This is a genomic window from Kineococcus sp. DHX-1 (genome assembly GCF_042473625.1).
Taxonomy (GTDB): Bacteria; Actinomycetota; Actinomycetes; order Actinomycetales; family Kineococcaceae; genus Kineococcus.
In genome coordinates this window covers 3,617,674-3,630,760 of the sequence record NZ_CP170445.1, presented here as the reverse complement: position 1 = coordinate 3,630,760, position 13,087 = coordinate 3,617,674, and the positions used below count along the sequence as shown (strand labels likewise).

12 protein-coding genes are annotated in these 13,087 nt (G+C 74.9%); 6 read left to right on the top strand and 6 right to left on the bottom strand.

Going from position 1 to position 13,087, the window contains the following annotated elements:
• The first annotated feature begins 13 nt into the window (after positions 1-13).
• Positions 14-544 carry an isopentenyl-diphosphate Delta-isomerase gene (idi, locus tag ACFEMC_RS17335; protein WP_380170799.1) on the top strand — a complete coding sequence of 177 codons (531 nt, stop codon included), beginning with the start codon at positions 14-16 and terminating at the stop codon, positions 542-544.
• Here idi and ACFEMC_RS17330 read toward each other — a convergent pair.
• The 4 genes from ACFEMC_RS17330 to ACFEMC_RS17315 form a co-directional block, all read right to left on the bottom strand.
• Positions 507-3,224 (bottom strand): AAA family ATPase, encoded by a 2,718-nt coding sequence (locus ACFEMC_RS17330; protein ID WP_380170798.1) that lies wholly within the window; start codon positions 3,222-3,224, stop codon positions 507-509. The two genes, idi and ACFEMC_RS17330, sit on opposite strands and share 38 nt — an antisense overlap.
• On the bottom strand, positions 3,221-4,351 hold the full coding sequence (locus ACFEMC_RS17325) for an exonuclease SbcCD subunit D (protein WP_380176854.1): 1,131 nt from the start codon (positions 4,349-4,351) through the stop codon (positions 3,221-3,223). The genes ACFEMC_RS17330 and ACFEMC_RS17325 overlap by 4 nt, the downstream gene beginning before the upstream one ends.
• Before the next feature lie 104 nt (positions 4,352-4,455).
• On the bottom strand, positions 4,456-4,710 hold the full coding sequence (locus ACFEMC_RS17320) for an acyl-CoA carboxylase subunit epsilon (protein WP_380170797.1): 255 nt from the start codon (positions 4,708-4,710) through the stop codon (positions 4,456-4,458).
• Complete coding sequence (locus ACFEMC_RS17315) at positions 4,707-6,317, bottom strand: acyl-CoA carboxylase subunit beta (RefSeq protein ID WP_380170796.1); 1,611 nt, start codon at positions 6,315-6,317, stop codon at positions 4,707-4,709. The genes ACFEMC_RS17320 and ACFEMC_RS17315 overlap by 4 nt, the downstream gene beginning before the upstream one ends.
• 108 nt (positions 6,318-6,425) lie before the next feature.
• Between ACFEMC_RS17315 and ACFEMC_RS17310 the strand changes: the two genes are divergently transcribed.
• Positions 6,426-7,640, top strand: coding sequence for an NADP-dependent isocitrate dehydrogenase (locus ACFEMC_RS17310; RefSeq protein WP_380170795.1), 1,215 nt, complete (start codon positions 6,426-6,428; stop codon positions 7,638-7,640).
• A 65-nt stretch (positions 7,641-7,705) separates the two neighbouring features.
• On the opposite strand, the gene ACFEMC_RS17305 is transcribed toward ACFEMC_RS17310, so the two are convergent.
• Positions 7,706-8,608 carry a neutral zinc metallopeptidase gene (locus ACFEMC_RS17305; RefSeq protein WP_380170794.1) on the bottom strand — a complete coding sequence of 301 codons (903 nt, stop codon included), beginning with the start codon at positions 8,606-8,608 and terminating at the stop codon, positions 7,706-7,708.
• Positions 8,609-8,668: 60 nt separating this feature from the next.
• On the opposite strand from ACFEMC_RS17305, the gene ACFEMC_RS17300 reads away from it, so the two are divergent.
• Complete coding sequence (locus ACFEMC_RS17300; protein ID WP_380170793.1) at positions 8,669-9,658, top strand: nucleoside hydrolase; 990 nt, start codon at positions 8,669-8,671, stop codon at positions 9,656-9,658.
• Entirely contained in the window at positions 9,655-10,359 is a 705-nt protein-coding gene (locus tag ACFEMC_RS17295) for a tyrosine-protein phosphatase (protein WP_380170792.1), read from the top strand. Before ACFEMC_RS17300 ends, ACFEMC_RS17295 begins: the two co-directional genes overlap by 4 nt.
• 2 nt (positions 10,360-10,361) lie before the next feature.
• Here ACFEMC_RS17295 and ACFEMC_RS17290 read toward each other — a convergent pair whose 3' ends face one another.
• On the bottom strand, positions 10,362-11,384 hold the full coding sequence (locus ACFEMC_RS17290) for an ABC transporter substrate-binding protein (protein WP_380170791.1): 1,023 nt from the start codon (positions 11,382-11,384) through the stop codon (positions 10,362-10,364).
• 211 nt (positions 11,385-11,595) lie between these two features.
• Between ACFEMC_RS17290 and corA the strand changes: the two genes are divergently transcribed.
• Positions 11,596-12,723, top strand: a complete 1,128-nt coding sequence (gene corA, locus ACFEMC_RS17285; protein WP_380170790.1) for a magnesium/cobalt transporter CorA — start codon at positions 11,596-11,598, stop codon at positions 12,721-12,723.
• Between the two features lie 26 nt (positions 12,724-12,749).
• The gene (gene yidD, locus ACFEMC_RS17280; RefSeq protein WP_380170789.1) at positions 12,750-13,049 is read left to right on the top strand and encodes a membrane protein insertion efficiency factor YidD; all 300 of its coding nucleotides are present in this window, start codon (positions 12,750-12,752) and stop codon (positions 13,047-13,049) included.
• Positions 13,050-13,087 lie beyond the last annotated feature (38 nt).

The following is a 13,087-nucleotide window of genomic DNA, read 5'->3' as shown; positions in this document are numbered from 1 at the left end:
TTACGGTGCGGGGGTGACCCTCGCTCCCGCCGACCCGACCGTCGAACTGGTCGTCCTGCTGACCGAGGACGGCACGCCCTGCGGCACGGCGCCGAAGGCGGACGTGCACCACACGAGCACCCCGCTGCACCTGGCCTTCTCCTGCTGGATCGTCGACGGCGCGGGCCGGACGCTGCTCACCCGCCGCGCGGCCGTGAAGCGCACGTGGCCCGGGGTGTGGACGAACTCCTTCTGCGGCCACCCCGGCCCGGGTGAGGAACCTGCCGACGCGGTGGTCCGGCGGTCGGTGCAGGAGCTCGGCGCCCCCGTCACCGACGTGCAGTCCCTGCTGCCGACGTTCCGCTACCGCGCCGTCATGGCCGACGGCACCGTCGAGAACGAGATCTGCCCCGTCTTCACCGCCCGCCTCGCCGGGGACCTGGCTCTCGACCCGAGCGAGGTCGACGACTACCGCTGGGTGGACCTCGCCCAGCTGCGGGCCGAGGTCGCCGCCGAGCCCGGCCCGTTCAGCCCGTGGATGCGCCTGCAGCTGCAGGAGTTCTGACCGCCGGTCCCGACCCCTCGCCCGGGCCGTCGTCGAGCCGCAGGACCACGGCGCCCGGCAGGTCGGTGTGCAGTCCCGGCCCAGGGGCCAGCAGCAGCACCTGCGTCGTCGGGGCCACGTGCTCGAAGACGGCCGCGAGCCGCCCCAGCCGCTCGGGGTCGGTGTGCCCGAGGGCGTCGTCGAGGACGACGGGCACACCGTCGGCCGGGTCGACGAGCGTCGCGCACGCCAGGCGGACCAGCACGGCCAGCTGCTCCTTGGCCCCCGTCGACAGGTGCTCGTAGGCGACGGTCCTGGAGTGCAGCGTGCGCTGCACGATCCGCAGGTCGTCGTCGAGGGTGATGGCGAACGTCTCGCCGAACACCGTGCGCCCCAGCTCCTCCAGGCGGTCGGTGAACGGCTGGACGTACCGGCGGCGCTGGGTGTCGCGGTGCCGGTCCAGCGTGCGCAGCAGCAGCCGGGCCGCCGCGGCGCGACGCTCCAGGCCCGCCTGCTCCTCGGCCAGCCGCTGCACGCGCGACTCGGCCTCGTCCCAGGCCTCCTGCCGGGCCTCGCCGCCCATGACGGACAGCTTCGCCTCGAGCAGCACGAGGGCGTCGTCGAGCTCGCCCCGGCGCCCCGAGAGCGCGTCGAGGGCCGTCTGCACCTCGCGGGCCCGGCGCAGGACGGTCGCCTCGTCCTGGTCGGCGAGGTCGGCCTCGAGAGCCCGGACCTCCGCGTCCGTCCGGGCCGCCGCGTCGCCGGCCTCCGCCGCGGCCCGTTCCAAGTCGGCGTCGCCGGCGGCGGCCCGGGCGGTCGCGAGCCGCCCGGCGGCGGTCGCCACCTCCGTCCTCGAGAGCTCCAGCCGCGTCTGCAGGGCGGTCAGCTCGTGGGCCAGCCGGTCCGCCGCCCGGGCGAGACCGGCAGCCGTCGTCTGGAGGTGGCGGCCGCGAGAGCGCTTCTCCTGCACCGCCTCCCGCGCGGCCGTCTCGGCGGCGCGCAACGCCGGGAGGTCGTCCTCGTCGGCTGTCGGGCCGGCTGTCGGGCCGGCTGTCGGGCCGGTCCCCAGTTCGGCCTCCAGCCGCTCGGCCTCAGCGCGCAGCGCGTCGGCGTCCGCGTCGGCCGTCAGCTGGGACAGCTGCGCACGGGCGAGGTCGACGGCGGCCTGGGCCGCGCGGCGCTCGTCGTGGGCGGCGCGGGCCGCGGTGACGTCCTCGACGCCCGCGGCCGCCAGCAGCTCGCGCAGCCCGGCCTCGGCGGCCTCCAGCTCGTCGGCCACCGGCGCCGTGTCGGCGCCGGGCAGCACGCGCACGGTGGCGAACCCGGCGACGTCGACGCTGAGGGGACGCGTCGCGGCGTGCTCGGCCACTGTGCCGGCCGCGACGGGACGGCCGTCGACGAGGACCTCGACGGCGGTCGCCTCCACGACGACGCGGGCGGCGACGGCCTCGGCCCGGGCCCGCAGCCGGCGGACGGAGTCGTCGGCGGCCTCGACGGCGCGCACGGTCGCGGCGTCCACGCGCAGCGCGGCGACCGCCGCGGCGGCCGTCCGGACCTCGTCGGCGCTGGCGGCGACGGCGGCCAGCCGTCGGCGGACCCGCTGGAGGGCGGCGCGGTCGGCGGCGCGGCGCACCGCCTCGTGGGCGGCGTCGGCGGCCTCGGCGGCGGCCTCCTGCGCCACGGTGTGCTCCTGCGCCGCCGTCGCCGCGGCGCCCGCCTCGGCCTGGGCGGCCTCGGCCGCGGGACCCAGCTCGGCGGCACGTGCCACGTCCTGGTCCAGCGCGGCCGTGCGGCCGGCCAGGTCCGCCGCCTCCCGACGACGCACCGCGAGGGCGCCCTGCGCGTCCGCCGCCGCCCGGGCGGCCGCGGCGGCGCGGTCCCGGGCCCCGGCGAGCCGTTCGCGGCGGCCGGCCAGGTCGGCGACGAGCGCGGCCAGCGCCGTCGCCTCCTCGGTGCGGGCGGTCAGCTCGGCCTGCACGTCCGCGCGGTCGGCGGTCAGCTCGGCGTGCCGGTCGGCGTCGTCGGACAGCAGGTCCAGCGCCTCGCGCGCCCGCGCGGCCTCGGTGCGGGCGGCGGCGAGCTCCTCGGCGCACGTCCGGTGCCGGCCGGTGGGGCGCCCCGTGGCGGTCCAGAACTGCGCGGCCCGCTCGGCGGCCGCCGCGTGCAGCGACTGCGCCCGCTCGCCGGAGGCGTCCACCGGCGCCGAGCCCGCGGCCGCGTCGAGCGCGGCGGCCAGCGCGGAGCTGCCGCTGAGGGCCGCGTCGGCGCGGGCGGCACCGGGGGAGGCGTCCTGCAGCACCCGCAGCGCGTCCCAGAGGTCCTGGTCGAGGGTCTCGGTGAGGATGTCGCGGACCCGTTGGTGGGCCTCGTCGCCCGTGAGCTGCTCGGCTCGCGGGGCGTGCACGGTCAGCGTCGTGGCGGGCCGGCTGTGCCACTGCTTGCGCAGCGTGAACCGGTAGGGCCCCGTGCTGATCTCGGCCTCGACGGCGCTCGGCGCGTCCCGGTGCACCGGTTTGACGGCCAGGACGGCGGCCTTGCGCGAGCTGTGCTTCTCGGTGAGCAGCATGTCGAGCGCCTCGAGCGTGGAGGACTTCCCGACCTCGTTGGCCCCCTCGAGCACGACGACCCCGTGGTCGGGCAGGACGAGCTCGCGGTGCCCGACGCCGCGGAAGTCGTCGAGCACCAGGCGGTGGATCCTCACCGGGCAGCCCCGGCGAGGCGGAAGACGAGCGCGACGGCGTCGCGGGCCGCGGCGGCGTCCGGCCCGTCGCCGGCGGCGAGGGTGGACAGCTCGGCGACCGCCGCGTCCGCGTAGCCCCCGACGCCGAGGTCGGCCAGCTCGTCGGAGTCCGCCCGCACGACGAGGTCGCTGTGCCGGGCCCAGTGCTGCAGCCCCGCGAGCCGGTCGGCCTGCGCGGCGAGCAGGTCGTCCAGGGCCGCGCCCGCGCGCACGGTCAGCGTGCCCGTGAGCGCGAGGGTGAGGACCGTGCGGTCCTTGCCGGGCAGGGCCTCCAGTCGCCGGCCCAGCGCCTCGACGTCCGCGGCGGAGTCCAGCTCGGCGCGCACGACGGGGAAGGCCCACCGCCCCACGCGGACCGGCTCCACCTTGGGGGGCGAGGCGTCGCTGACGGTGACGACGAGGACGTTGCCCGGGTCCGTCTCCAGGCGGTCGGTGACCTCCTGGGTGCCGGAGTACCAGACGGCGCCCGAGCGCCCCACCTGCGTCGTGGAGTGCCGGTCGCCCAGGGCGACGTAGTGCAGGCGGCCGGCCGCGACGGCCTCCTCCAGGGGCGCCAGCGCGATGCGCGCCGGGTCCTCGCGGTCGGGGGACAGCTCGTCGACCGCGCCGTGGCCCACGACGACGCGCAGCGTCCCGTCCGCCGGCAGCCCCTCGGCCGCGGCCGCGACGAGGTCGTGCGTCGGGTGCTTGGACGTCCACGGCGCGCCGACGACCTCGACGCCCTCGCGCACCGCGACCGGCTCCGCGGTGTCGAGGACGTGCACGTGGCCCAGGCCCGGCCACGCGGCGAGGGCGCGCAGGGGCGAGCCGGCGTCGAGCGGGTCGTGGTTGCCGGGCAGCAGGAACACCGGCGTCCCCGCGAAGGCCGCGAGGGCGTCGGCGGTGCGGGCCAGCACCTTCGGGCCGACGGCGTTGGACTCCAGCACGTCCCCGCACACGACGACGAACTCCGCCTCGTGCTCGCGGGCGACCGCGGCGATGCGCTGCAGCGCGTCGAGCCGGGCCTGGGTGTAGCGGGGCTGGGCGTCGGCGTCCAGGAAGTGCCGGGTCATGCCCAGCTGCCAGTCGGCCGTGTGCACGAAGCGCACCTCACCGGGGGTGGGGTGCGGGCTGTTCGAGCCGGTGTTCGACGCCATGTGCCCGACGGTAGGCGAGCCCTCCGACACGACCCCGCCGACGCGCCGCGGCTCCCTCAGCGCGGCAGGGCGCTGGCCCGCCAGGAGCCCTGGCCGGGGGCGGGCGGCAACCCGAGCACGTGCCGCCGGTCGGCCCACCGCGACGCCGGCGCCGGCACGACCGGGGCGGCGGGCGCCGCGACCACGCCGCTGCGCAGCTGGTGGGTCAGGACGACCGTGAGGGCCGCCAGCTCCTCGGGACCGGGGTTGCCGCGCTCGATGCGCAGCGAACCCAGCAGCTCGCCGATCGACACGTCGTCCTCCTGGCTCACAGCGGGATGTTCCCGTGCTTCTTGGCGGGCAGCGTGGCGCGCTTGGTGGCCAGCGCCCGCAGCGCGCGCGCCACCTGCACGCGCGTCTGGCTGGGGGCGATGACGGCGTCGACGAAGCCGCGCTCGGCCGCGACGTAGGGGTTGGCCAGCTGCAGCTCGTAGTCGTCGACGAGTTCGCGGCGCCTGGCGTCGACGTCCTCGCCGTTCTCGGCGGCGGTCTTCAAGGCGCTGCGCTGCAGGATGTTCACCGCGCCCTGGGCGCCCATGACGGCGATCTGCGCGCTGGGCCAGGCCAGGCAGACGTCCGCGCCCATCTCCTTGCTGCCCATGACGATGTAGGCGCCGCCGTACGCCTTGCGCGTGATGACCGTGACGAGGGGGACCGTCGCCTCGGCGTAGGCGTAGAGCAGCTTCGCGCCGCGCCGGATGATGCCGTTCCACTCCTGGTCGGTGCCCGGCAGGAACCCCGGCACGTCCACGAAGGTGAGCACCGGGACGTTGAACGCGTCGCAGAGGCGGACGAAGCGCGCCGCCTTCTCGGAGGCGTCGATGTCGAGCGTCCCGGCCAGCTGCTGCGGCTGGTTGGCGACGACGCCCACGGGCCGGCCCTCGACGCGGCCGAAGCCCGTCAGGACGTTCGGCGCGAAGAGCTCGTGGACCTGCAGGAACACCTCGTCGTCGAGCACGGCGGCGATGACGGCGGCCATGTCGTACGGCTGGTTGGGGGAGTCCGGCACGACCGTGTCGAGCCGCAGGTCGTCCTCGTCGACGTGCAGGTCCCGCTCGTGCTCGGGGGCCAGCAGCGGCGCCTCGGACAGGTTGTTCGAGGGCAGGAACGACAGCAGTTCGCGCACGTACTCGATCGCCTCGTCCTCGCTCTCGGCGAGGTGGTGCGCGACGCCGGAGCGGGTGGCGTGGGTGCGCCCGCCACCGAGCTCCTCGAAGCCGACGTCCTCACCCGTCACGGTGCGGATGACGTCCGGGCCGGTGACGAACATGTGCGACGTCTCCTCGACCATGACCGTGATGTCGGTCAGGGCGGGGGAGTAGACGGCCCCGCCGGCCGAGGGGCCGAGGATGAGGGAGATCTGCGGGACGACGCCCGAGGCGTGCACGTTGCGGCGGAAGATGCGCGCGTACTGCACGAGGGAGGCGACGCCCTCCTGGATGCGGGCCCCGCCGCCGTCGTTGATGCCGACGACCGGGCAGCCCGTGGTGGCCGCGAAGTCCTGCAGCTCGGCGATCTTGGCGCCGTGCTCCTCGCCGAGCGAGCCGCCGAAGGCCGTGAAGTCCTGCGCGTAGACGCACACCGGGCGGCCGTCCACCGTCGCGTAGCCCGTGACGACGCCGTCGCCGTCGACGTGCTTGGCCGCCATGCCGAAGGCCGTCGCCCGGCTGCGGACGAGCCCGCCGCGCTCGACGAAGGAGTCCTCGTCCACGAGGGCGGCGATGCGCTCGCGGGCCGTCTTCTTCCCTCGGGGGTGCTGCTTGGCGGCCGCGCGCTCGTCGGCGGCCGCGACGGCGGCGTCGGTCCGGGCGTGCAGTCCCGCGAGCTGACCGGCGGTGGTGCGGGGGTCGAGCGGCGGGGACGTCTCGGGGCTGCTCACGGAGCCGCAGCGTACGGGACGCCGCGACCCGGGCGGTGACGGCGCGAGCAGGCGGGAGCGGTAGCTTGACGTCGAGAAGGAGCCGAGTGAGTCGGAGGGGACAGCACAGTGGCCAAGATCAAGGTTCAGGGTCCGGTCGTCGAGCTCGACGGTGACGAGATGACCCGGATCATCTGGCAGTTCATCAAGGACCGCCTGGTCCACCCGTACCTCGACGTCGACCTGGAGTACTACGACCTGGGCGTCGAGCACCGCGACGCCACCGACGACCAGGTGACGATCGACGCGGCGCACGCGATCCAGAAGGCGGGCGTCGGCGTCAAGTGCGCGACGATCACGCCGGACGAGGCACGCGTCGAGGAGTTCGGCCTCAAGAAGATGTGGCGGTCCCCGAACGGGACGATCCGCAACATCCTCGGCGGCGTGATCTTCCGCGAGCCGATCATCATCAGCAACATCCCGCGCCTGGTGCCGGGCTGGACCAAGCCGATCATCGTCGGCCGTCACGCCTTCGGCGACCAGTACCGCGCCACGGACTTCAAGTTCCCGGGCGAGGGCACGCTGACCGTCACCTTCACCCCGAAGGACGGCGGCGAGCCGATCGAGCACGAGGTCTTCCAAGCCCCCGGCGCCGGCGTCTCGCTGTCGATGTACAACCTCGACAGCTCCATCGTCGACTTCGCCCGCGCGTCGCTGAACTACGGCCTGGCGCGGAACTACCCGGTGTACCTGTCCACGAAGAACACGATCCTCAAGGCCTACGACGGCCGGTTCAAGGACATCTTCGAGGAGGTGTTCCAGAGCGAGTTCAAGGACAAGTTCGCCGCCGCGGGCATCACCTACGAGCACCGCCTCATCGACGACATGGTCGCCGCGTCCCTGAAGTGGGAGGGCGGCTACGTCTGGGCCTGCAAGAACTACGACGGTGACGTGCAGTCCGACACCGTGGCCCAGGGCTTCGGCTCGCTCGGCCTCATGACGTCGGTGCTGTCCACCCCGGACGGCTCGGTCGTCGAGGCGGAGGCGGCGCACGGCACCGTGACGCGCCACTACCGCCAGCACCAGCAGGGCAAGCCGACGTCGACGAACCCCATCGCGTCGATCTACGCCTGGACGCGGGGCCTGGCCCACCGCGGCAAGCTGGACTCCACCCCCGAGGTCACCGGCTTCGCCGAGACCCTCGAGGACGTCGTCATCAAGACCGTCGAGAGCGGCAAGATGACGAAGGACCTCGCGCTGCTCGTCGGGCCGGACCAGGCCTGGCAGACCACCGAGGAGTTCCTCGGCACGCTCGACGAGAACCTCGCCGCCCGCCTGGGCTGAGGACTCACGGGGAAGGGGCCGTCGCCGGTGGCGACGGCCCCTTCGTCGTGCGGGGGGCCGGTGCTCTAGAGGGACTGCGCGGCGAAGGTGTCGCACTGCCGCGGGTCACCGGTCCGCAACCCCTGGGTGAACCAGCGCTGCCGCTGCTCCGACGTTCCGTGGGAGTAGCTGTCCGGGTCGGTCGTGCCGTCCCCGAGGTTCGTCTGGATGAAGTCGTCACCGATGCGGGCCGCCGCGTCCAGGGCCCGGTCGACGTCGTCCTGGGTGAGTTCGGAGATGAGCGGGGCGCCGGAGTCGTCCGGAACGGTCGTCGCGTGGTTCGCCCACGCGCCCGCGTAGCAGTCGGCCTGCAGTTCCAGTCGCACGCTGCCGCTCGTCGGCCCGGTCTCCCCGGGCTGCACCTGCCCCGTCGTCCCGAGCAGGTGCTGGACGTGGTGGCCGTACTCGTGGGCGACGACGTACGCGTCGACGAACGTGCCGCCCTCGGCCCCGAACCGCTGCTTCAGCTCGTCGAAGAACGACAGGTCGAGGTACACGCGCTGGTCGGCCGGGCAGTAGAACGGGCCGGTGCCCGAGGAGGCTGCGCCGCACCCAGTCTGCGTCCCGCCGGCGAAGTAGACGGTGCGCGTCGGGACGTAGGAGGAGCCGAGGACGCCGCCCCAGTAGTCCTGGATCGACTCGATGTCGGCCACGACGGCGCACTCCCGGTGCGCGTTCGCGTCGGCGCCGGTCCGGCACTCCTGGGCCAGCTGGGTGGTGTCGACCGTCTGGCCGGACCCGAGCTCGTCGAGGTACGACCCCGCCTGCTGCGTCGGGTCGCTGCCGCCCAGCACCTGGAAGAGCACGAGGACCAGCACCCCCACGATCCCCAGCCCACCGCCGCCGATGGCCACCGTCCGACCTCCACCGCCGCGCCGACGGTCCTCCACACCGCTCGCGTCCAGACTGGCGTCGTCCCGGTACCTCATGCGCGTCAGCCTGTCGGCACGCCCGGCCGGCCGCCACCGGGCGGTCCCTAGGGTGGGCCCGTGACCGAACCCGCACGCCACCAGGTCGTCGTGGACACCGACACCGGCCTCGACGACGCCCTCGCCCTGCTGCTGCTCGCCGGCTCCCCGCTCGCCGACATCGCCGCCGTGACCACCGTCTACGGCAACTGCGTCGTGGAGGACTCGCTGCGCAACGCCGCCCACGTCCTGCGGCTGGCGGGCCTGGACGACGTGCCCCTGTCGCGCGGTGCGGCGGGGCCGCTCGTGGGGGAGGCCCACATCGCCGGGTACGTCCACGGCAGCGACGGCCTCGGGGACCTCGGGGTCGACCGGCCCGACCCGGAGACGACGCCCGACTCCGCGGCCGAGCGCCTCGTGGCGCTCGCGGACGCCGACCCCGGCCGGTACGACGTCCTCGCCCTCGGCCCGCTGACGAACATCGCGCTCGCGCTGCGCCTTGACCCGCGCTTCCTCTTCAAGGTCCGGTCCCTGACGCTCATGGGCGGGTCCGGCCCCTACCAGCCGCTCGGCCGCTCGCTCATGGTCGACGCGAACGTGCAGAACGACCCCGACGCCGCGCACGAGGTCTTCGCCGCGGACCGGCCCGCCGACGACACCGTGACGATGGTCGGTGTCGACGTGACGGGCACCGTCGTCCTCGACGAGGCGATGACCTCCTCGCTGCGGCACGCCGGGACCGCGTGGGGGACCTTCGCCGCCGACGCGCTCGATGCCTACCACCGGTTCTACGTCCACGAGTGGGGCCGGAACGTCGCCCCCGTGCACGACCCGCTCGCCGCCGCCGTCGTGGCCGACCCCTCGCTCGTCGTGCGGCGCGTCAGCGCCCCGGCCGCCGTGACGACCAACGGGTTCGCCACGCGGGCCCGGCTGCTGGAACTGCCGGACGGGACGCCCGCCGCCCTGCCGCAGGAGATCGCGCTGCGACCGGCGACGGCCGTCGTCGAGGTGGACCGGTCGAGGTTCCTCGCCGGGTTCGTCCGGACCCTGGCGCAGGGGCGGACGCGGTGAGCGACGAACCCCTGGACCAGGTCGCGAACCTGCGCGACGTCGCGCACTCCGACCCGCGGCTGCGACCCGGCGTGCTGTGGCGCAGCGCCCAGCCGCAGGTGGGCGACGGGACGCCGCGGGAGGTCGACGCGTGGCCGCCGGCGACCGTCCTGGACCTGCGGTCGGCGGCCGAGGTGCCCGGCACCGGCCACCCGCTGCTCGCGCCCGGGACGGAGGTGCACTCCGTCCCGCTGCTGGACCACGCCGGGGACCCGAACGCGCTGGAGCAGCGGCGCCGCCCCCTCGTCGACGTCTACCTCTCGATGCTCGAGCAGGGCACGGGCCTGCTGCGGGCGGCCGATCTCGTCGCCTCCTCGCCCGCCCCGGTCCTCGTGCACTGCGCCGCGGGCAAGGACCGCACCGGGCTCGTCGTCGCGCTCGTCCTGCGGCTGGTCGGGGTGCCGCGCGAGGCCGTCCTCGCGGACTTCGCCCTGACCACCGACGCCATGCCGGACGTCATGCGGCGCCTGCTCGCCACGTCACCGCTGCCCCCGGGCGCGGACCTGTCGACGCTGCCCGCCGAGTACTTCACCGCGCCGACCGACGCGCTCGCCGCGGTGCTCGACGTGTGGGACGCGCACGAGGGCGGGACGGCCGGGTGGGCCATCGCCCACGGTGCCGCCCCCGACCTCGTCGACCGGCTGCGCGCGCAGCTGCTCTGACGTCAGCGCAGGGCGTGCTCGAGCTCCTCGAGGACGATCCGCGCGGCCGTCGGGCCGGTGTTGAGGAAGAACGCGTCGTCGTCGACCTGGACGGCCCGGCCCGCCCGGACGGCGGCGAGGTCGCCCCAGGTCGGCAGCGAGGTGAGCTCGGCCGCGTCGCCGCCCTGGACGCCGAAGAACAACCGGTCGGCGTCGGCGAGGTCGAGCTGCTCGGCGCTGACGTCGCGGGAGGTGTCGTCGGTGAAGCTCTGGGCCTGCGGCCGGGCCAGGCCCGCGTCCTCGGCGACGGACCCGCTGAAGGAGGCCACGCCGAAGACGCGGACCCGGTCTCCGTTGCGCCGCAGGAAGGACACCGTGGGGGAGGGGCTGGGCGCCAGCGCCGCCGCGCGTGCGTGGTGCTCGTCCAGCCACGCCTGCGCCCGCTGCCGCAGACCCAGGCCGTCGGCCAGGAGCAGGAGGTCCTGCTTCCAGCGCAGGCCCGTGCCCTGGGTGACGACCGTGGGCGCGATCGCCTGCAGCGCACCGAGGACGTCGCCGTCCTTCGCGGTCGCGTTGACGAGCACGAGGTCGGGCGCGAGGGCTGCGACGGCCTCCAGGTTCGGCTGGCTGCGCGTCCCGAGGTCGGCGACGGCGTCCAGGTCGGCACTGCGGTCCGGGAAGCGGGCGCGCAGGTAGTCCGGGACCCGCCCCGCTCCGTCCCCGGCGGTCGCGCCCACCGGGACGACGCCGAGCGTCAGCGCCGCGTCCATCTGCCCCGTCGAGACGACGACCACCCTGGCGGGGCGCGCGGGGACCGTCGTCGACCCCGCGGCGTGCACGACCGTCCGCGGGAAGACCCCGTCGTCCTGCCCGCTGCCCCAGCCGGCGGGCAGCTCACGGGGCGTCACCCAGGCGCTCGCGGTCGTCGAGGCGCTGGACGTCGCGGGGGTGGCGGGGGTGTCCCCGGCGGAGGCGGCGGAGCAGCCGGTCAGCAGGAGGCCAGCCCCGGCTCCGAGGAACAGGCGGCGGTCGGGACGAGCGGTCACCAGGCGAGGGTAGCCTCACCGAAGTCGTGGACGCCCGCGTCGCGCCCCGACGGTGAGGCGCACGGGGTGACCGCGTGCGCGGTGACGGCTCGGGGTGACCCCTTGGCCGCACCCGCGGCCACCCGGGCCGGGGCGTCCGCAGCCCACAGCGGCAGGCGGCACACTGGACCGGTCCCGCGCCGCACCGACGCCCTCACCAGGGAGGTTCCCCATGCCCCGACGTCGTCTCCCGTTGCCGTCGATGGGACGTCGCGGCATGGCCCCGTCCCGCAACCTGGCCCAGGACGGGGCGATCCCCGCGGTCCCGATGTCGCGCGGCAGCAGCCTCATCGACAGCGGGGTCTACGCCGACGGGCACCGCGTCGTCTCGCCGACCGACCTCGTGAGCACCGTCGCCGCGCTGCGGGAGGAGGAGGGGCGCGTCGCCTGGATGGGCCTGTACCGCCCCGCGGAGGAGGAGCTGAACTCCCTCGCCGCGGAGTTCGACCTGCACGAGCTGGCCGTCGAGGACGCCGTGGTGGCCCACCAGCGGCCCAAGCTGGAGCGCTACGGCTCGACGCTGTTCGTCGTCCTGCGCGCGGCCCGGTACGTCGACGAGTCCGAGAAGGTCGAGTTCGGCGAACTGCACCTGTTCATCGGCGCCGACTTCCTGCTCACCGTCCGGCACGCCGAGTCCCCGAGCCTGGCCGAGGTGCGCAAGCGCATGGAGGCCGACCCGGACCTCCTGCGCCTGGGCACCGAGGCGATCCTCTACGCGATCCTCGACGCCGTCGTCGACGGCTACGGGCCCGTCCTGAAGGGCCTGGAGAACGACATCGACGAGATCGAGACGCAGGTGTTCAGCGGCGACCCGACCGTCTCGCGGCGCATCTACGAGCTGTCGCAGGAGGTCTCCGACTTCCAGCGGGCCGTCACGCCGCTGACCGCGATCCTGAACGGGCTCACCGGAGGGTTCCAGAAGTACCGCGTCGACGAGGAGCTGCAGCGCTACCTGCGCGACGTCGCCGACCACGTGACGGTGGCCGTCGAACGCATCGAGAACTACCGCAGCCAGCTGCGCGACATCCTCACCGTCAACGCGACCCTGGTCGGGCAGCGGCAGAACGAGGAGATGCAGGCCATGACCGAGGCCAGCTTCGCCCAGAGCGAGGAGGTCAAGAAGATCTCCTCCTGGGCCGCGATCCTGTTCGCGCCCAGCCTGGTCGGGGGCATCTACGGCATGAACTTCACGCACATGCCGGAACTGCAGTGGACGTATGGGTACCCGTTGGCGCTGCTGCTCATGCTCGGCCTCAGCGTCACGCTGTACGTCATCTTCAAGCGCCGCGGGTGGCTGTAGTCCCGACCCGTGCCTAGCGTGGGCCGATGAGGAGTCCCGCCGCCCGCGTCGTCGAGGCCGCCATCGCCGGCTACCAGCGCCGGATCTCGCCCCGCAAGGGCTGGTCGTGCGCGCACCGCGTCGCCCACGGGGGTGAGTCCTGCTCGTCCGCCGTGCGCGGCGAGGTGCACCGCCGCGGCGTCGTCGGGGCGGTGCTGCCGAGCGCCGTGCGGTTCCTGGCCTGCTACCGCGCCGCGGTGCTGCTGTCGCCGCTGGAGGTGCAGGGGTTCTGCTGCCTCGGCGGCATCCCCGTCCCGTTCCGCTTCGGCGGCCGCAACCGCCCCTGACGTGGCCCCTCCGGGGAGGGGTCGTTGACTCGACGCGC